Annotated in this window: 18 protein-coding genes; 12 read left to right on the forward strand and 6 right to left on the reverse strand. The window is 70.2% G+C overall.

The genetic code is table 11. The annotated features are described in order from the left end of the window. The first annotated feature begins 347 nt into the window (after positions 1-347). Positions 348-923, forward strand: a complete 576-nt coding sequence (gene dcd / locus FRZ03_RS11930; protein WP_146465110.1) for a dCTP deaminase — start codon at positions 348-350, stop codon at positions 921-923. 13 nt (positions 924-936) lie between these two features. Continuing rightward, a complete protein-coding gene (locus FRZ03_RS11935; RefSeq protein ID WP_146465111.1) occupies positions 937-1,434 on the forward strand; it encodes a phosphoribosyltransferase in 498 nt (165 codons plus the stop codon). A 104-nt stretch (positions 1,435-1,538) separates the two neighbouring features. Here FRZ03_RS11935 and FRZ03_RS11940 read toward each other — a convergent pair whose 3' ends face one another. After that, positions 1,539-2,633 (reverse strand): Yip1 family protein, encoded by a 1,095-nt coding sequence (locus FRZ03_RS11940; protein ID WP_186785376.1) that lies wholly within the window; start codon positions 2,631-2,633, stop codon positions 1,539-1,541. A gap of 53 nt (positions 2,634-2,686) precedes the next feature. Further along, positions 2,687-4,168, reverse strand: a complete 1,482-nt coding sequence (locus FRZ03_RS11945) for an FG-GAP and VCBS repeat-containing protein (protein WP_146465113.1) — start codon at positions 4,166-4,168, stop codon at positions 2,687-2,689. Between the two features lie 255 nt (positions 4,169-4,423). On the opposite strand from FRZ03_RS11945, the gene FRZ03_RS11950 reads away from it, so the two are divergent. Further along, positions 4,424-4,747 (forward strand): antibiotic biosynthesis monooxygenase family protein, encoded by a 324-nt coding sequence (locus FRZ03_RS11950; RefSeq protein ID WP_146465114.1) that lies wholly within the window; start codon positions 4,424-4,426, stop codon positions 4,745-4,747. A gap of 92 nt (positions 4,748-4,839) precedes the next feature. Here FRZ03_RS11950 and FRZ03_RS11955 read toward each other — a convergent pair whose 3' ends face one another. Then, the gene (locus FRZ03_RS11955) at positions 4,840-7,122 is read right to left on the reverse strand and encodes a (Fe-S)-binding protein (RefSeq protein WP_146465115.1); all 2,283 of its coding nucleotides are present in this window, start codon (positions 7,120-7,122) and stop codon (positions 4,840-4,842) included. Positions 7,123-7,341: 219 nt separating this feature from the next. On the opposite strand from FRZ03_RS11955, the gene FRZ03_RS11960 reads away from it, so the two are divergent. The 7 genes from FRZ03_RS11960 to FRZ03_RS11990 all read left to right on the forward strand — a co-directional run bounded on the left by FRZ03_RS11960 (position 7,342) and on the right by FRZ03_RS11990 (position 15,317). Next, the gene (locus tag FRZ03_RS11960) at positions 7,342-8,373 is read left to right on the forward strand and encodes an MraY family glycosyltransferase (protein WP_146465116.1); all 1,032 of its coding nucleotides are present in this window, start codon (positions 7,342-7,344) and stop codon (positions 8,371-8,373) included. 94 nt (positions 8,374-8,467) lie between these two features. Beyond that, positions 8,468-10,303: a molecular chaperone DnaK gene (gene dnaK / locus FRZ03_RS11965; protein WP_146465117.1), complete on the forward strand. Its 1,836-nt coding sequence runs from the start codon at positions 8,468-8,470 to the stop codon at positions 10,301-10,303. Next, positions 10,300-10,974, forward strand: a complete 675-nt coding sequence (grpE, locus tag FRZ03_RS11970) for a nucleotide exchange factor GrpE (RefSeq protein ID WP_146465118.1) — start codon at positions 10,300-10,302, stop codon at positions 10,972-10,974. Before dnaK ends, grpE begins: the two co-directional genes overlap by 4 nt. 36 nt (positions 10,975-11,010) lie before the next feature. Beyond that, on the forward strand, positions 11,011-12,186 hold the full coding sequence (dnaJ, locus tag FRZ03_RS11975) for a molecular chaperone DnaJ (protein ID WP_146465119.1): 1,176 nt from the start codon (positions 11,011-11,013) through the stop codon (positions 12,184-12,186). A 5-nt stretch (positions 12,187-12,191) separates the two neighbouring features. Beyond that, entirely contained in the window at positions 12,192-12,647 is a 456-nt protein-coding gene (locus FRZ03_RS11980; protein ID WP_070024515.1) for a heat shock protein transcriptional repressor HspR, read from the forward strand. Positions 12,648-12,942: 295 nt separating this feature from the next. Next, positions 12,943-14,049: a sugar ABC transporter substrate-binding protein gene (locus FRZ03_RS11985; protein WP_146465120.1), complete on the forward strand. Its 1,107-nt coding sequence runs from the start codon at positions 12,943-12,945 to the stop codon at positions 14,047-14,049. 248 nt (positions 14,050-14,297) lie between these two features. Further along, the gene (locus tag FRZ03_RS11990; RefSeq protein WP_146465121.1) at positions 14,298-15,317 is read left to right on the forward strand and encodes a helix-turn-helix transcriptional regulator; all 1,020 of its coding nucleotides are present in this window, start codon (positions 14,298-14,300) and stop codon (positions 15,315-15,317) included. On the opposite strand, the gene FRZ03_RS11995 is transcribed toward FRZ03_RS11990, so the two are convergent. After that, positions 15,312-16,322: a helix-turn-helix transcriptional regulator gene (locus tag FRZ03_RS11995; RefSeq protein WP_146465122.1), complete on the reverse strand. Its 1,011-nt coding sequence runs from the start codon at positions 16,320-16,322 to the stop codon at positions 15,312-15,314. The two genes, FRZ03_RS11990 and FRZ03_RS11995, sit on opposite strands and share 6 nt — an antisense overlap. Positions 16,323-16,326: 4 nt before the next feature. After that, entirely contained in the window at positions 16,327-17,337 is a 1,011-nt protein-coding gene (locus FRZ03_RS12000; RefSeq protein WP_146465123.1) for a helix-turn-helix domain-containing protein, read from the reverse strand. Positions 17,338-17,442: 105 nt separating this feature from the next. Between FRZ03_RS12000 and FRZ03_RS12005 the strand changes: the two genes are divergently transcribed. Both FRZ03_RS12005 and FRZ03_RS12010 read left to right on the forward strand, forming a co-directional pair. Continuing rightward, entirely contained in the window at positions 17,443-17,724 is a 282-nt protein-coding gene (locus FRZ03_RS12005; RefSeq protein WP_244174882.1) for a hypothetical protein, read from the forward strand. A 1-nt stretch (position 17,725) separates the two neighbouring features. Then, the gene (locus FRZ03_RS12010; RefSeq protein WP_070024214.1) at positions 17,726-18,061 is read left to right on the forward strand and encodes a Rieske (2Fe-2S) protein; all 336 of its coding nucleotides are present in this window, start codon (positions 17,726-17,728) and stop codon (positions 18,059-18,061) included. Positions 18,062-18,286: 225 nt separating this feature from the next. On the opposite strand, the gene FRZ03_RS12015 is transcribed toward FRZ03_RS12010, so the two are convergent. Beyond that, positions 18,287-18,700 (reverse strand): TIGR03618 family F420-dependent PPOX class oxidoreductase, encoded by a 414-nt coding sequence (locus FRZ03_RS12015; RefSeq protein ID WP_146465124.1) that lies wholly within the window; start codon positions 18,698-18,700, stop codon positions 18,287-18,289. Positions 18,701-18,702 lie beyond the last annotated feature (2 nt).

An 18,702-nucleotide genomic window follows, 5' to 3' on the forward strand; every position in this document is an offset into this window, starting at 1 on the left:
GTCGTCTCTTTGATCCCGTAATGTGGCTTTTGTCGTCGGGTTGGTCAGCCCGATGAGGCTCTTGGGGAAGGGACTTAAGGGACTTGATGGAACGCACCGTCGTCCGCTGTGCGGATGGGCACGTCTTCAGCACCGCTTCGTTCCCGATGCAGCAGGCCGAGCGGCTCGGCCCCGGTCGGCTCATGAGGTGCCCCCGGTGTGCCCGGCTCCGCAGCGTCGTGCAGGTCGCCCTGGAGAAGCAGGGGTAGAGGCAGCGGACGGGACCGGTTGTAGCCGGCCCGTCACACACCGGCGCGCGGAGTCGTCACGATTGTCATGGCTCCGCGCGCCTTGCGTATCCTCGCTACGTGCTTCTCTCAGACAAGGACATCCGGGCCGAGATCGACGCCGGGCGGGTGCGCATCGATCCCTATGACGAATCCATGGTGCAGCCGTCGAGCATCGATGTCCGGCTGGACCGTTATTTCCGGGTGTTCGAGAATCACCGGTACCCGCACATCGACCCCTCGGTCGAGCAGCCCGACCTGACCCGGCTCGTGGAGCCGGACGGGGACGAGCCGTTCATCCTGCACCCGGGGGAGTTCGTGCTCGCCTCGACGTACGAGGTCATCTCGCTGCCCGACGATCTCGCCTCCCGGCTGGAGGGGAAGAGCTCGCTCGGCCGGCTCGGGCTCGTCACGCACTCCACCGCCGGGTTCATCGACCCGGGGTTCAGCGGACACGTCACCCTGGAGCTGTCCAACCTCGCCACCCTGCCCATCAAACTCTGGCCCGGGATGAAGATCGGGCAGCTGTGCATGTTCCGGCTGTCCTCGCCCGCCGAGTTCCCGTACGGCAGTGAGCGGTACGGCTCGCGGTACCAGGGCCAGCGCGGGCCGACCGCCTCGCGGTCCTATGTCAATTTCCATCGGACCCAGGTGTGAGGGCATCGAGATCATGAGTGACGTGCGGGAGAACCTGACCTACGACCAGTTCGGCGGTGCCGTCCGCGAGCTGGCGCAGACCATCGCGGACGACGGCTACCAGCCGGACATCGTGCTCAGCATCGCCCGGGGCGGCGTGTTCGTCGCGGGCGGCCTCGCCTACGCCCTGGACTGCAAGAACATCCACCTCGTGAACGTCGAGTTCTACACGGGCGTGGGCACCACGCTGGAGATGCCGGTCATGCTGGCGCCGGTGCCCAACGTGATCGACTTCTCCGACAAGAAGGTGCTGATCACCGACGACGTCGCCGACACCGGCAAGACGCTGAAGCTGGTCCGCGACTTCTGCCTCGACACCGTCGCCGAGGTGCGCTCCGCGGTGATCTATGAGAAGTCCCACTCCCTCGTGAAGTGCGAGTACGTCTGGAAGCGCACGGACGACTGGATCAACTTCCCGTGGAGCGTGGAACCGCCCGTCGTGAAGCGTGAGGGCCAGGTCCTCGACGCCTGAGAACGGACGCCCGGGAAGGGTGAGCACCCGACCCGGGCACAGGAAAGGGCCCCCGGCTGCCGGGGGCCCTTCCGTATGTCCGGGGACTGGAACATGTCCGGGGACTAGAACGTGCCCAGCTTCACGATCGACAGCAGCGCGATCAGCTGGATCGCCGACGCGCCCAGCGCCCTGGGCCAGGGCAGATCGTGCGAGCGGGACACCATCAGGGTGAGCAGGACGCCCGCGCCGAGCCAGGTGGCCCAGCCGAGTATCTGCACGAAGCCGGCGTCGCCGCCGAAGAACATGGCGAAGACCAGGCGGGGCGCGTCCGTCAGGGCGGTGATCAGCATGGACAGGCCCACCGTGGGCTGCCAGGCGCCGTCGCCGCCGAGCTGGCGGGCCAGGGTGTGGGTGACCACGCCCAGCACGAACAGGCCGAGCACCATCACGACCGCCGTGATCAGCACGATCGGCACCGCGTTGGACAGCGTGGCGCCGATGGCCTCCTTGCGGGCGTTGTCGAAGCCGAAGACGGCGAGCAGGCCGTACAGGAAGGTCACGATCAGGGCGGGGCCCCACATCGTGTAGTCCCGCATCCGCAGGAAGGTCTGGTCGGGGGCGAGGACGACGCCCCTCAGCAGTTCCTTCCAGTGCAGCGGCGGGCCCGTCGGCGCGGCGGGCGCGGCGGCGCCGGCCTGGTATGTAGCGCCCTGGGTGTACGCGGCGGCCTCGTCGACGGAGAAGGCCTGGGTGTGGCCCGCGCTGTTGGCCGCGTAGGGGTCCGGCGCGGCGTGGCCGTGGCCCGCGTAGCCGTCGTCGAAGTACTCCGGGCCGTCGTCCGCCTGGCCCTGGTAGCCGTACGGCGACCGGCCGCCCTGCTGCGGGTACGGCGCGCGCCCGTACGGCGGCTGCGGGGCCGACGGGTAGCCGTGCGGCGCGCCCGGCGGCCGTCCCGGGCCCTGCCCGTACGAGGGGCCCGCGCCCTGCCCGTACGGCTGCCCGTGCTGCCCGTACGGCGACGGCCCCCGCTGCCCGCTCGACGGGCCGGGCCGGCCGTACGACGGGCCGTGCGGCGCCTGCTGTCCCTGGGGGGTGCGGTCGTCCTGGCCCCCACGTCCGATCCTGAATCCAGCCACGCCATCGAACGTACCTGGTCCCGGAGGGTCACGTGCCGGGCCCGGCCATCCGGGCCCGGCATTGCGGCCGACCTGTGACATCCCCTAAGGGGCCGTCGGCCGCATCCCAGGGATCACTGGGGGTTTGGACCGTCTCAGTCCGCGAAGACCGAGCCGAACTGGGGCATGCCGCTGGTCGAGACGCCCGCGGCGGACGCCGACACCGCGCGGGAGCCGGTCGTCGTGATCTTCGTGCCGGTCGACGGCAGGTAGGTGACGGCGCCGTCGCCGCCGTTCTCGTACGAGCCGATCAGCAGGTCCGCCTTGCCGTCGCCGGTGACGTCGTCCAGCTTGACGTCGGTGCCGAACAGGTCGTTCTTCTCGTCGTCGCCGGGGACGCCCGCGGTGCTCTGGGCGAAGGACTGGGCGCCGGAGGAGGTGTTCACGCCGGACTTGGAGCCGTACAGCACGGTGACCATGCCGGTGTTGCTCACGCCGGAGATGTCCTCCTGCGGGGCGGTGACGACGAGGTCCTGGTAGCCGTCGCCGTTGATGTCGCCGAGGTCCAGTTCCCAGCCGAAGGCGTCGCCCTTCTCGGAGCTGCCGGGGACGTTGCCGGTGTTCTGGGTGATGGCGGTGGTGCCGGCCGGTCCGGAGGCGGACCCGTAGGTGACGCTGACCTTGCCGCCGTTGGCGGCGTCCGGTATCGCCTTGCCGTCGCTGCCGGTGGCGTCCCAGTCGGCTCCGCTGACGATGTCGCCGTAGCCGTCGCCGTTGATGTCGCCGATGGCGGTGATGATGCCGGGCTTGAGCGTCTTGGCGGCCGAGGCGTCGAGGCCGCCGGCGGTGCCCGGAAGCCAGTAGTTGGTGTTCCAGCCGTTGCCGGTCTTCGTCTCGAAGCCGTCGACCACGAGGTCGGTGCGGTGGTCGCCGTTGACGTCGCCCGCGGTCAGGTTCATCGGGCCGTAGGAGCTGGTGCCGGAGCCCGACTGGATCGGCGCCTTGACGGTGGTACGGCTGCCGGGCTTGCCGGCGGTGGTGAAGCCGCCCCGGTAGAGGTAGAGGGTGCTGGAGCTGCTGCCGACGACCAGGTCGGCCTTGCCGTCGCCGTCGAAGTCGCCGGCGGCCAGGCTCTGGCCCCAGTAGTCGTGGGAGCCGGGCGCCGGGTCGGGGACGTCGGCGGCCTTGCCGGTCAGACCGCTCTTTGAGCCCCACAGGATGGTGACGGCGCCACCGTCGGTGTCGGTGCCGACCTTCTCGTCGGGGGTGCCCACGGCGAGGTCGTCGTAGCCGTCGTGGTTGAAGTCGGCGTAGGCGAGGTCGGCGCCGAACATGTCGCCCGCCTCCGCGGTGCCGGGGACGCCGCTGGTGTTCTGGGAGATGACCGTGCGCTTGGCGGCGGAGACACCGGTCTTCGAGCCGTACAGGACGACGACCTGGCCGGCGCCCTTGTGGCCGCTGACGTAGGCGGTGGCGGCGGAGGTGGCGAGGTCGCCGATGCCGTCGCCGTTGAAGTCGGCCTTGGCGACCCTGGTGGAGTCGGCGGCCGTGGCGGGGGCGGCGGCGAAGGTGAGCAGACCGCCCGTCAGCGCGGCCGCGGTGGCCGTCGCGAGGGCGAGTCGGCGGTGCGTGTGCATGCGTTCTCCTGGCATGCGGGGGATGCCCGGTGGGCATCCGCGGTCGATGGGTGCGGACCGTCCGCGTCCCCGGGGTTCCAGCCGTTCGCGGAGTCCTGCTCCGGGGCGCGCGTGGGCGGTCGGCGATCAGGAGACCCGCCGTGGTGCGCGAGGGTTGCGCGTGGGTTCGGAAAATACCGGTAAGTGTATGAGGTCCGCGGCGAGTTACCGGGTCCCCCTGCGGCGGAGCCGGGTGGGCAGGCGCAGGATGGTGTCATGAGCGTAGTGAAGATCAACGTGCTGACCGTGCCCGCCGAGCAGCGGGAGGTCCTGGAGAAGCGGTTCGCCTCGCGGGCCCACGCCGTGGAGAACTCCGACGGCTTCGAGTGGTTCGAGCTGCTGCGGCCGGTCGAGGGCACCGACCAGTACCTCGTCTACACCCGCTGGCGGGACGAGGAGTCCTTCCAGGCGTGGATGGAGGGCCCGATGAAGGCCGCGCACCAGGGCGGCACGGAGGGCGACCGGCCCAAGCCGGCCGCTTCCGGCTCGACCCTGTGGTCCTTCGACGTGGTCCAGCAGGCGGCCCCGAAGCAGGCCTGACGACACCCCCCGGTACGCGACAACGCCCCCTGCCTGTGCGAAGCAGGGGGCGTTGTGGTTCCCGGAAGGGCCGGGGGTGGCCTCGGGGGCCGTTACTTCACCGGCTCCGGCTCCGGCGCCGTCTCGGACTCCGTGGCGTCCGTCGGGTCGGCCGGGGTCTTCACCGAGTCCAGCAGGAGCTGGGCGACGTCGACGACCTGGATGGACTCCTTGGCCTTGCCGTCGTTCTTCTTGCCGTTGACGGAGTCGGTGAGCATGACGAGGCAGAACGGGCAGGCGGTGGAGACGATGTCCGGGTTGAGGGACAGCGCCTCGTCCACGCGCTCGTTGTTGATGCGCTTGCCGATGCGCTCTTCCATCCACATCCGCGCGCCGCCGGCGCCGCAGCAGAAGCCGCGCTCCTTGTGGCGGTGCATCTCCTCGTTGCGCAGGCCCGGGACCTTGCCGATGATCTCGCGCGGGGGCGTGTAGATCTTGTTGTGGCGGCCCAGGTAGCACGGGTCGTGGTAGGTGATGATGCCCTCGACCGGGGTGACCGGGATCAGCTTGCCCTCGTCCACCAGGTGCTGGAGCAGCTGGGTGTGGTGGATGACCTCGTAGTCGCCGCCGAGCTGCGGGTACTCGTTGCCGAGCGTGTTGAGGCAGTGCGGGCAGGTGGCGACGATCTTCTTCGCCGACTTCGGCTTCCTGGACTCCGCGGTGACCTTGCCGTCGTCGTCCAGCTCCTCGCCGAACGCCGTGTTCAGGGCCATCACGTTCTCCATGCCGAGCTCCTGGAACAGGGGCTCGTTGCCCAGGCGGCGGGCGGAGTCGCCGGTGCACTTCTCGTCGCCGCCCATGATCGCGAACTTGACGCCCGCGATGTGCAGCAGCTCGGCGAAGGCCTTGGTGGTCTTCTTGGCGCGGTCCTCCAGGGCGCCCGCGCAGCCGACCCAGTACAGGTACTCGACCTCGGTGAGGTCCTCGATGTCCTTGCCGACGACCGGGACCTCGAAGTCGACCTCCTTGGTCCACTCCAGACGCTGCTTCTTGGCCAGACCCCAGGGGTTGCCCTTCTTCTCCAGGTTCTTGAGCATCGTGCCCGCCTCGGACGGGAAGGCCGACTCGATCATGACCTGGTAGCGGCGCATGTCGACGATGTGGTCGACGTGCTCGATGTCGACCGGGCACTGCTCGACGCAGGCGCCGCAGGTGGTGCAGGACCACAGCACGTCCGGGTCGATGACGCCGTTCTCCTCGGCGGTGCCGATCAGCGGGCGCTCGGCCTCGGCCAGGGCGGCGGCCGGGACGTCCTTCAGCTGCTCCTCGGAGGCCTTCTCCTCGCCCTCCATGGTCTTGCCGCCGCCGGCCAGCAGGTACGGCGCCTTGGCGTGCGCGTGGTCCCGCAGCGACATGATCAGCAGCTTCGGGGAGAGCGGCTTGCCGGTGTTCCAGGCGGGGCACTGCGACTGGCAGCGGCCGCACTCGGTGCAGGTGGAGAAGTCCAGCAGGCCCTTCCAGGAGAACTGCTCGACCTGGGAGACGCCGAAGACGTCGTCCTCGCCGGGGTCGGTGAAGTCGATCGGCTCGCCGCCCGAGGTCATCGGGAGCAGCGCGCCGAGCGAGGTCTCGCCGTCGGCGTTGCGCTTGAACCAGATGTTCGGGAAGGCGAGGAAGCGGTGCCAGGCCACGCCCATGTCGGTCTTCAGGGCGACCGTGATCATCCAGATGAAGGAGGTCGCGATCTTCAGGCCGGCGAAGAAGTAGGTGAGGTTCTGGAGCGTGCCGACGCTCATGCCCTTCAGCCAGGCGACGACCGGGTACGAGATGAAGAAGGAGGCCTCGTAGCCGTCGACGTGGTGCTGGGCGCCCTCCAGGGCGTGCAGCATGAAGATGCAGACGCCGACGATCAGGATGACGGCCTCGACGAAGTACGCCTGGCCGAAGTTGGAGCCGGCGAAGCGGGACTTGCGGCCCGGCTTGTTCGGCTTGCTCAGCTGGCGGATGGCGATCAGCACCAGGATGCCGAGCGTCGTCATGGTGCCGAGGAACTCGACGAAGACGTTGTACGGCGCCCAGTCGCCGATGACCGGCAGGATCCAGTCCGCCTTGAAGAGCTGCCCGATCGCGTTGACGATCGTCAGCAGCAGGGAGAAGAAGCCCACCGCCACGAACCAGTGCGCCACGCCCACGACGCCCCAGCGGTTCATCCGGGTGTGGCCGAGGAACTCCTTGGCCACGGTGAGGGTGCGCTGTCCGGGTTCGTTGGTCCTGGTCCCGGCCGGCACCGGCTGGCCGAGACGCATGAAGTTGTAGATCTGGAGGAGGGCGCGGCCGAACAGTGCCACGCCGACCACGATCAGGACCAGCGACACGATGATCGCGGCGAGTTGCATTGGGGCTCCTGAGGGCGGCCTCGAATTAACCGAGCAACATTACTAAGCGGTAACTTATGTAGTCCTCTGAGACTACCCCTATCTTCCTTCGCGATGCAGGGGAGCGCGGGGTGATATGGGTCGCTGAGGGGTCGCCCATCGTGGCGCGCTGATCACCCCTCGGGCAATCTGATCGTGTTATTCATCCCGAATTGCTACTTTCACCCCTACCTTAGAGCCGTGCTCTACGGGATCGCCGCGGCCACCGCCGCCCTGCTGCTCACCGCCGTACTGGCGGCACTGCTCCGGGTGCCCGCGCTGCGGGCGGGGGTCGTCGACCGGCGCTGCCGGCGTCCCCTCCCCCTGCTCGGCGGCCTCGCCGTCGTCGCCGTCACCTGCCTGGTCGCCTGGACGGGTGAGTGGACCCGGGTCGCCCCTCTGGGTGACGGGGTGGGCAGGCTTCTGGTGGCCGCCGCCGCGGTCGCCGCGCTCGGGCTGGTCGCCGACGTCTGGCGGCTGCGCGGCCGGGTGGTCGTCGCCGGTACGGCGGTGGCGGCGGCCTGTGTGGTGCCGTACGACGAGACCGGGGTGGCCGGGGGCGCGCTGGCCGTCGGCTGGATCGTCGTCGCCTCCCTGGTCTTCCGGGGGCTCGACCACGCCGACGGGCTGGCCGGGACCGTCGGGGTGGTCACCGCCTTCGGCGCCGGGGCCTGTGCCGCCGTCGAGGTGATGGACGGGCTCGCCGTGGTGCTCAGCGTGTTCGCCGCCGCCCTCACCGGCTTCCTGATGCACAACTGGCACCCCGCACGGGTCGGCCTCGGCGCCTGCGGCTCGCTGTTCTCCGGTTTCCTGCTGTCCGCCTCGGTTGTCTTCACGCGCGCGGGGTACGCGATCGGGCCGACCGCGGCGGTGGCGTTCTGCCTGGTCGCCGTCGCCGTCGCGGACGCCGCCCTGGTGGTGCTCGTACGGCTGCTCGGCCGCCGTCCGCTGCTGCGGCGCGGGCCCGACCACCTCGCGCACCGGCTGCGGCGGCTCGGGCTCACCCCGCCCGGGGCGGTGGTGCTGCTCGGGTTCTGCTCCTTCGTCACGGTGGTCGCGGGAGTGCTCGTGCATGTGGGGTGGGTGGGGGAGAAACCCGCCCTGTGGGTGGCGGGCGGGGCCGTGCTGCTGGTGCTCGTGCTGCTCAGGGTGCCGGTCCGCATCCCTGTCCAGCAGCCTCGGCGTATGGCATCGACGCAGGTCAGGAGCCAGTTGCGTGTAAGGAACGGATAAGACTTGAGTCTGTCCGACTCAGGTCTGTTGACCCCGGCGCCCCGCTCGTGCACACTTGAGCCTGTTCCACTCAAGTCAGCTGGAGGAATCAACCATGGCACGTGCGGTCGGCATCGACCTGGGCACGACTAACTCCGTCGTCAGCGTTCTGGAAGGCGGCGAGCCCACCGTCATCACCAACGCCGAGGGCGCCAGGACCACGCCGTCCGTCGTCGCCTTCGCGAAGAACGGTGAGGTGCTCGTCGGTGAGGTCGCCAAGCGGCAGGCCGTCACCAACGTGGACCGGACCATCCGGTCCGTGAAGCGCCACATGGGCACCGACTGGAAGATCGCGCTGGACGGGAAGGACTTCAACCCGCAGCAGATCTCCGCCTTCATCCTGCAGAAGCTGAAGCGGGACGCCGAGGCGTACCTGGGCGAGAAGGTGACCGACGCGGTCATCACCGTCCCGGCGTACTTCAACGACTCCGAGCGCCAGGCGACCAAGGAGGCCGGCGAGATCGCCGGTCTGAACGTGCTGCGCATCGTCAACGAGCCGACCGCCGCCGCGCTGGCCTACGGTCTCGACAAGGACGACCAGACGATCCTCGTCTTCGACCTCGGTGGCGGCACCTTCGACGTGTCCCTGCTGGAGATCGGCGACGGCGTCGTCGAGGTGAAGGCCACCAACGGTGACAACCACCTCGGTGGTGACGACTGGGACCAGCGCGTCGTCGACTACCTGGTCAAGCAGTTCCAGTCCGGTCACGGCGTGGACCTGTCCAAGGACAAGATGGCCCTCCAGCGCCTGCGCGAGGCCGCCGAGAAGGCCAAGATCGAGCTGTCCTCGTCCACCGAGACCTCGATCAACCTGCCCTACATCACCGCGTCCGCCGAGGGCCCGCTGCACCTGGACGAGAAGCTCACCCGCGCCCAGTTCCAGCAGCTGACGGCCGACCTGCTGGAGCGCTGCAAGACGCCGTTCCACAACGTCATCAAGGACGCCGGCATCTCCATCAACGACATCGACCACGTCGTGCTCGTCGGTGGCTCCACCCGTATGCCCGCCGTGGCCGAGCTCGTCAAGGAGCTGACCGGCGGCAAGGAGGCCAACAAGGGCGTCAACCCGGACGAGGTCGTCGCCATCGGCGCCTCGCTCCAGGCCGGTGTCCTCAAGGGCGAGGTCAAGGACGTCCTGCTGCTCGACGTCACCCCGCTGTCCCTCGGTATCGAGACCAAGGGCGGCATCATGACCAAGCTGATCGAGCGCAACACCACGATCCCGACCAAGCGCTCCGAGATCTTCACCACGGCCGAGGACAACCAGCCGTCCGTGCAGATCCAGGTCTACCAGGGCGAGCGCGAGATCGCGGCCTACAACAAGAAGCTCGGCATGTTCGAGCTGACCGGTCTGCCGCCGGCGCCGCGCGGCGTCCCGCAGATCGAGGTCTCCTTCGACATCGACGCCAACGGCATCATGCACGTCACGGCGAAGGACCTCGGCACCGGCAAGGAGCAGAAGATGACCGTCACCGGCGGCTCCTCGCTGCCGAAGGACGAGGTCGACCGCATGCGCGAGGAGGCCGAGCGCTACGCGGAGGAGGACCACAAGCGCCGCGAGGCCGCCGAGACCCGCAACCAGGGCGAGCAGCTCGTCTATCAGACCGAGAAGTTCCTCAAGGACAACGAGGACAAGGTCCCCGGCGAGGTCAAGACCGAGGTGGAGTCCGCCGTCGCCGAGCTGAAGGAGAAGCTCAAGGGCGAGGACACCGCCGAGATCCGCACCGCCACCGAGAAGGTCGCGGCCGTCTCGCAGAAGCTGGGCCAGGCCATGTACGCCGACGCCCAGGCCGCGGGTGCCGCCGCCGGCGGTGCCGGTGAGGCCAAGGCCGACGACGACGTCGTCGACGCCGAGATCGTGGACGACGAGCGCAAGGACGGTGCCGCGTGACGGAGGAGACCCCGGGCTTCGAGGAGAAGCCCGACGTCCCCTCCGGCGCCACCTCTGACGACGCCGAGCCGAAGGCCGCCCCCGAGGAGGGGGCGGCCCCGGCCGGGGACGCGAACGCAGACGCCGGTCTGGTCGCCCAGCTGGACCAGGTGCGCACCGCGCTCAACGAGCGCACCGCGGACCTCCAGCGCCTCCAGGCCGAGTACCAGAACTACCGCCGCCGGGTCGAGCGGGACCGGGCCACGGTCAAGGAGATCGCCGTCGCGAACCTCCTGTCCGAGCTGCTGCCCGTGCTCGACGACATCGGCCGCGCGCGGGAACACGGCGAACTGGTCGGCGGCTTCAAGTCGGTGGCCGAGTCGACGGAGACCGTGGCGGCCAAGCTGGGCCTCCAGCAGTTTGGCAAGGAGGGCGAGCCCTTCGACCCGACCATCCACGAGGCCCTGATGCACAGCTACGCGCCGGACGTCACCGAGACGACCTGCGTGGCGATCCTGCAGCCCGGGTACCGCATCGGCGAGCGCACCATCCGCCCCGCGCGGGTGGCCGTGGCCGAGCCGCAGCCGGGCGCGCAGAGCGGGAAGCCGGAGAAGGCGGGCAAGGGCGAGGGCGCCGAGGAGAAGTCCGAGGCGGCCGACGACAAGGAGAACGGTGGCCCGGAGGAGGGCTGACGTAATCACTTCAGACGGGAAGGAGGGACGTCGGGGATGAGCACCAAGGACTTCATCGAGAAGGACTACTACAAGGTCCTCGGCGTCCCCAAGGACGCCACCGAGGCCGAGATCAAGAAGGCGTACCGGAAGCTCGCCCGCGAGTTCCATCCGGACGCCAACAAGGGCAACGCCAAGGCCGAGGAGCGTTTCAAGGAGATCTCCGAGGCGAACGACATCCTCGGTGACCCCAAGAAGCGCAAGGAGTACGACGAGGCGCGCGCCCTGTTCGGCAACGGCGGGTTCCGCCCCGGGCCGGGCGCCGGCGGCTCCTTCAACTTCGACCTGGGCGACCTCTTCGGCGGTGCCGGGGGCGGTGCCCAGGGCGGCGGCTTCGGCGGCGGACTCGGTGACGTCTTCGGGGGCCTGTTCAACCGGGGCGGGGCGGGCGGGGCGACCCGTACCCAGCCGCGCCGCGGCCAGGACGTGGACACCGAGGTCACCCTCAGCTTCACGGAGGCGATCGAGGGGGCCACGGTGCCGCTGCGGATGACCTCCCAGCAGCCCTGCAAGGCCTGCTCCGGCACCGGCGACAAGAACGGCACGCCGCGCGTGTGCCCGACCTGCGTCGGCACCGGCCAGGTCGCCCGGGGCTCGGGCGGCGGATTCTCGCTGACCGACCCCTGCCCCGACTGCAAGGGGCGCGGCCTGATCGCGGAGAACCCCTGCCCGGACTGCAAGGGCAGCGGGCGCGCCAAGTCCTCGCGCACCATGCAGGTCCGCATCCCGGCGGGTGTCACCGACGGGCAGCGGATCCGGCTGCGCGGCAAGGGCGCGCCGGGCGAGCGGGGCGGCCCGGCGGGCGACCTGTACGTCACCGTGCACGTGGGCGAGCACCCGGTGTTCGGCCGCAAGGGCGACAACCTCACGGTGACCGTGCCGGTCACCTTCGCCGAGGCGGCCCTCGGCGGCGAGGTGCGGGTGCCGACCCTCGGTGGTCCGGCGGTCACCCTGAAGCTGCCGCCCGGCACGCCGAACGGCCGCACCATGCGGGCGCGCGGCAAGGGCGCTGTCCGCAAGGACGGCACCCGCGGCGACCTCCTGGTCACCGTCGAGGTGAGTGTCCCGGGCGACCTGTCGGGGAAGGCTCGTGACGCACTGGAGGCGTATCGCGAGGCGACCGCGGGCGAGGACCCGCGGGCGGAGCTGTTCGAGGCCGCGAAGGGAGCTTGAGAGTGATGGACGGCCGTCGGCGCAACCCGTATGAACTGACCGAGGAGACCCCGGTCTACGTCATCTCGGTGGCGGCCCAGCTCTCCGGACTCCACCCGCAGACGCTGCGCCAGTACGACCGGCTGGGCCTGGTCTCCCCGGACCGCACCGCGGGCCGGGGCCGGCGCTACTCGGCCCGTGACATCGAACTGCTCCGCCAGGTGCAGCAGTTGTCGCAGGACGAGGGCATCAACCTGGCCGGAATCAAGCGCATCATCGAACTGGAGAACCAGGTCGCCGCGCTCCAGTCCCGCGTCGCGGAGCTGGAGGCGGCCCTGGACGGCGCGGCGGCCGCCATGCGCCAGCGCGAGGCCGCCGTGCACGCCTCCTACCGCCGGGACCTGGTCCCCTATCAGGAGGTCCAGCAGACCAGCGCGCTGGTCGTCTGGCGGCCCAAGAGGCAGCAACAGCAGGGCGACTGACCGCCGCCGGGCGGTACCCGGCGAAGGGCCCGTGGACACATCCCGTCCACGGGCCCTTCGCCGCAGCCGCACAACCTTCTCTTTGCCGCTCCGTGAACTCCCCTTGGATGGACGGCCCGTAAAAGGTGTTTGGAGAGGTTTCCGCATTGCCTTCACGGGATCGACGGCGTGTGGTGTTGCGCAGTCGTTAAGTAAGTGTTCTTGACGACGGCCGCCGGAGCCGCGTTGTCTTTTTCAGACACCTGGGTCGTATAGCAGCACCCACGTCCGGAACGCACCTGAAGTGAGCCCCCGTATGCGCCGTATCGCCCTGTCCGTGGCCCTGACCACGGTGACCTTCTCGCTGGCCGGATGCGGCATGCTCAACGCGACGGGGGACAGCGCGAGCGCCGGCCCGACCAAGGGCGACGACGTCACGGTGGGCCTGCTGCTGCCGGAGAAGGCCAACGCGCGCTACGACAAGTTCGACTACCCCATCATCAGGAACAAGGTCGCCGACCTCACCGGCAAGCGGGGCAAGGTCGAGTACGCCAACGCGGACGCGGACGCGGGCCGGCAGGCGAGCCAGATGCGGAAGATGATCGACGACAAGGTCGACGTCATCCTGCTGGACGCCGTCGACTCGCACGCGATCGCCGGCGAGGTGAAGAAGGCACAGGGCGCGGGCATCCCGGTCATCGCCTACGACCGCCTCGCCGAGGGCCCGATCGCCGCGTACGTCTCCTTCGACAACGAGCTCGTCGGCGAGGTCCAGGGGCGCTCGCTGCTCGAGGCGCTGGGCTCCAAGGCCGGCAGCGCCGCGAAGGTCGTCATGATGAACGGCTCGCCCACCGACCCGAACGCCCGGCAGTTCAAGGAGGGCGCGCTCTCCGAGCTGAACGGCAAGGTGACCATCGCGGCCAGCTACGACACCGAGGGCTGGAAGCCGGAGAACGCCCAGGCCAACATGGCCAAGGCGATCAGCCGGATCGGCGTCGCGAACATCGCGGCCGTCTACTCCGCCAACGACGGCATGGCGGGCGGCGTGATCAAGGCGCTGAAGGCCGCGGGCGTCACCAGCCTGCCCCCGATCACCGGCCAGGACGCCGACCTCGACGCCGTGCAGCGGGTGGTGGCGGGCGACCAGTACATGAGCGTCTACAAGTCCTACCCGGACGAGGCCGAGGCCGCGGCGCAGATGGCCGTCGCCAAGGTCCAGGGCAAGGACATCCAGTTCGACGCGCTGACCCAGGACCGCGTCAACAGCCCCACCACCAAGAACATCCCGTCCAAGCTGGTCCAGGTGAGCGCCCTGACCAGGAAGAACATCAACGACACGGTCATCGCGGACGGCATCTACTCCGTCGGCGACATCTGCACCGCCAAGTACAAGGCCGAGTGCGCGGCGATCGGTCTGAAGTAACCCCGGTGCGGGCCGGCAGCCGTACCGCGCCACCCCCGTGAGCGCGGTACGGCGGGACCAACGATGCCCCGGCCGGCCGGGCGCCACCACCATCATCTTGTTGCAATGCGAGGGGCGGAGCCTGGGAGATACCCGGACGCAGGGGTGGTTGACGACCGCCACGCCGGGGGGAGCCGTGTTGCGGAGCGGGTCGGCGCCACGCATAGTTGCGCTGCGGAAGAGGCAGCACACCGGGGGTGGAATGCGCGATGGCCGGGCGGAGGGCGGAGCAGCATCCTCACGGTGCCGACCGGCTGTGCGAGGCCGGGGACCGCGTCTACTCGCGGGCCGTGCGCCGGGGCCGGGTGACGCGCACCGACGCCGAGGCGGTGCCCTGTCTGCTGGAACTGGCCCTGCTGCACCCCGATCCCGACGACATGGACTGGCTGGTGCCCACCTCACCGCAGGAGGTGATGACCCGGCTGCTGCGCGGGGTCTACGACGAGGTCAGCGAGAGTCAGCGCCGGGTGGGCTCGGCGGTGGCCGCCGCCGAGTGGTACGCCGGTCTGGGCCGGCTGGACGCGCTCGCGGCGCCGGCCGGCGGCGGCGCCGTACGGGTGCTGGACGGACTGTCCCGGATCCAGGCCGCGATGGACGAGGCGACCCAGGCGTGCACCACCGAGGTGCTGACCGTGCAGCCGGGCGGCATCCGCCGGGAGGACGAGCTGACCGAGGGCCTGCACCGGGCGCTGGCGCTGCGCGGCCGGGGCGTGCGCATGCGCGATCTGTACACGCATGTGGCCCGGCACGGCCAGGGCCTGCTCAACTACCTGGAGCTGATGGGGGACGCGGTCGAGGCCCGCACCCTGGACGAGGTCATCGACCGGCTCATCCTCTTCGACCGCACGGTGGCCTTCATCCCGGCCAACACCGAGCGCACCATGGCCCTGGAGGTCCGTCAGCCGGCGCTGGTGGAGTACCTGGTGACGGTCTTCGAGCGGCTGTGGCGCCTCGCCATCCCGCTCACCGCGCCGCTGCCGGACACCGGCATCGAGGGCATCTCGCACCGTGAGCAGTCCATCGCGGCGCTGCTCGCCGAGGGCCACCAGGACGCGGTGATCGCCGAGCGGCTCGGCATCAGCGTGCGCACCTGCCGCGCGCACATCGCGCGCCTCTCGGAGACGCTGGGCGCGGCGAGCCGTACCCAGCTCGGGGTGCGCATCGCGCAGGTGGGTCTGGACGGCAGCGGCCGGGGCCTGCCGGCGGCCGCGCGGGACGCCTCGCTATGAGGGCGGGGCCTCGTCCGTGCCGCCCAGGATCTCCGACCGGCCGATGAGGTAGCCCAGTTGGACGCGGCCGACGCTGCCGAGGGCGGCGGACAGCTTGGCGATGTGCAGGCGTACGGTGCGTACGTTCATGCCCAGCCGGTCGGCTATGGCGGCGTCGGTGTGGCCCTCCACCAGGAGGCGTGCGATGGCCCGTTGGCGCGGGGTGGCGCCGTCCGCGGAGGGGCGCGGGGGGAGCAGCGGGTGCAGCGGCGTGGCGAGGTGCCAGAGCCGGTCGAACACCGTCGCCAGGTACCGCACGATCGCCGGCTGGCGCACCTCCAGGGCGAGGGAGCGGTCCCGGCTCGCCGGGATGAAGGCCACCGTGCGGTCGAGCACGAGCAGGCGCTCGGTGACCTCGTTCAGGGTGCGGGCCTGCACATCGCCGCGCAGCCGCTCGTAGCGGGCCTGGACGCTGGGGGCGTGACGCATCGTGTGCTGGTAGAGGGTGCGGATCCGGCCGCCGCGGTCCAGCAGCGCCTGGTCGCGGTCGAAGGCGAGGGCGTGCAGTTCGGGCGGTGTCCGGGTGTGGGTGACGTGCGGCTGGACCGCCAGGCACTCCTCGATGGCGTCGGCCATCGCGCCGGTGATGGCCTGGTTGATCCGGTCGAGGCCGCTGTGCACCCGGACCACCGCGGGGCCGTCGGGCACGGCGCCGGGCAGCTCCCGGGCCATCCGCAGCAGCGGTTCGAGGCTCTGGGCGATACGGGCCTCACGGCGGCGTTCGGCGGCCACGCGCTCGGCGGAGGCACGCAGCAGCTCCCGCAGGGCCACCGCGGCCGCCACGGGCTCCAGCAGCCGCGTGTCGGCGACGGTCGGCTGGAGCAGCCCCAACCGCACCAGGCAGGGCGCCGCTTCGGCCTCCGCGGCCCCGATCCGGCCTTCGCGCACGGCGCGTTCGTACAGCGCGCGGCCCTGCGCGCACAGCTCCTCGGCGCCGTGTTCCGGGTGCGGCGCGCTCGCGGTCATCGGCTCACAGGTCCCGGTCCAGCATCCCGGACTGGGCGATCAGGAAGCCCAGTTGGGCGCGGCTGCCGCTGCCCAGGGCCTGCGCCAGCTTGGCGATGTGGGCGCGGCAGGTGCGCACGTTCATGCCGAGCCGGCGTGCGATGGCCTCGTCCACATGGCCCTCGACCAGGAGTTTGGCGATGGAGTGCTGGACCTCGGTGATGCCGTCGGGCGCGGTCTCGTAGGGGGTGCCGGCGGTCAGCGGGACGGCGCGGTTCCACATGAACTCGAAGACCTTGATGAGGTAGCGGATGAGCCCGGGGTTGCGCAGCTCCAGGGCCACCTGCTGGTCGTCGCGGGTGGGGATGAAGGCGACGGACTCGTCGCAGATGATGAGCCGTTCGACCAGCTCGTCGATGGTGCGGTACTCCACCTTGCCGCTGGCGAGCTGGGAGACGTAGCCGATCTGCTTGAGGTTGTAGCGGACCGTGTGCTGGTAGAGGGTGCGGATGTGCACGCCCCGTTCCACCAGGGCGGTGTCCCGCTCCAGGCCCTGGCGCACGTTGCGTTCGGTGAAGTGGTTGCTGGGCTGCACGGTGAGCACCGAGGAACGGCATTCGGTGGTGGCCAGGTCCAGCGCGGCGTTGATGCGGTCGTTGCCCTCCAGGACGGTGATCGAGTCGGTCGCGGAGGCCGTCTGGGTGCTCAGCGCGAGGAACGGCTCGAAGACGTCGGAGAGTTCGACGGCCCACCGCCTGCGGTCGGCGATCTCCCGCTCCAGGGGGGACAGCCGCTGGGCCAGGACCACGGCCGGCGGCACGGGGCGCAGCCAGTCGGGGTCGTCCGGGTCGGGATGGAGCAGGGCGAACTCCATCAGGCACGGCGCCGCCGCCACGTCGGCGCGGGAGACACGCCCGGAGCGCAGTGCGTTGGCGTAAAGTCGGCCCCCTTCGTCGCACAGCTCGGTGACCGCATGGGGATGTGCGGCGTTGTTCCGATTTGGTGTCAAATCTCCACCCCCCAGGGTCCTGAACATGCAGGAACATGATGCACTGATTGTGTGGTCATGATGTGCCTGAATGAGCCATCGTCTTATCCGACGGGGGAAGAAGGGGACCTTCAAGTGAGGACGAAGTCGACCATGGGCAAGAAGATGATTCGCTCGGTGCTGGTCGCCACCTTCTCCGCCGTTGTGGCCCTTGGAGTGCTGAGTGGCCCCTTCGGCGCGAAGAGCGACGTGCGCGCGGACACGAAGTGGCCTTCGGTGGCGACGCTCGACGCGAACAGCGTGGTGCGTGCGGACACCAAGTGGCCCACCGACACGAAGTGGCCTTCGGCGTCGACGCTCGGCGCGGAGAACGTCGTGCCCGCGGACACCAAGTGGCCGACGGACACCAAGTGGCCTTCGGTAGCGGGGAGCTGATGTGACCACGCCACCCGACGACCGCTCCTTCCGCCGTGAGATGGCCACCGCCTACCGCTCCGGCTGGCACTTCATCGATCTGGTGACCGCGATCCCCCACCCCGGGGACTCGCTGATGGTGACCGTCTTCGGTGAGCCGGTCGTCGTCACGCGCGACGAGGAGGAGGACGTCCGGGCCTACCGGTGCCTGCGCAAGCCGCGTGGGGCGCCACAGCCGGTGCGGTGTGCCATACGGTACGGAATGATCTTTGTGAATCTGGACCAGCGGGACCACCGGCTCACCGATCCGGTGGAGCCCGACCTCCGGACAATCTCAGCCACCCCCCGCAGTGCCTGACGCGATTCCCCCGTCGTAAAAGATCGCTCAGGTGCTTCCCCCCGCAGCGGCGTCACCGTGACCTGAACACGGTGACGCCGCTGTTGTTTGTGCCGACATTTCGGTGTCTGGCCCGATCCTCACAGTGGCTGAAAGTAATCGAACAGACCGGGCGCCCGGCCCGTTCCGCCGAGCGCGCCCGCCCGAGGGGTTGCGCCCCCGCCGTCCGCCGTGGTGGGCCCCGGCTCAGCCCCGGCCCAGTGCCCGCTCCACCGTGATCTCGATCACCACCCGGGAGGGGTTCGGGGAGGGCGTGCGGCCGTAGCGTTCCGCGTAGCGGCGTTCGGCTTCGGCGACGCGGTCCGGGTCCGTGCGGACGCGGGCGCGGCCCTCCAGGGTGGCCCAGCGGCGGCCGTCCACCTGGCAGACCGCGGCGCGGGCGCCCTCGGGGCCGGCGGCCCGGGTGTAGGCCGCCTTCGCGCTGGAGCCGTTGCAGATCACCCGGGCGAGCCGGGCCTCGGGGTCGTAGGTCACCCCGACCGGCACCACGTGCGGGCCCCCGTCGGGGCGGATCGTCGTCAGGGTGCACAGGTGCCGTTCCTGCCAGAAGTCGAGATACGCGGCGTCCGGGGAACCCGGATCCACGGAGTAGGTCGCCATGC

Source organism: Streptomyces misionensis (assembly GCF_007896895.1).
In the GTDB taxonomy this organism is placed as follows: domain Bacteria; phylum Actinomycetota; class Actinomycetes; order Streptomycetales; family Streptomycetaceae; genus Streptomyces; species Streptomyces misionensis_A.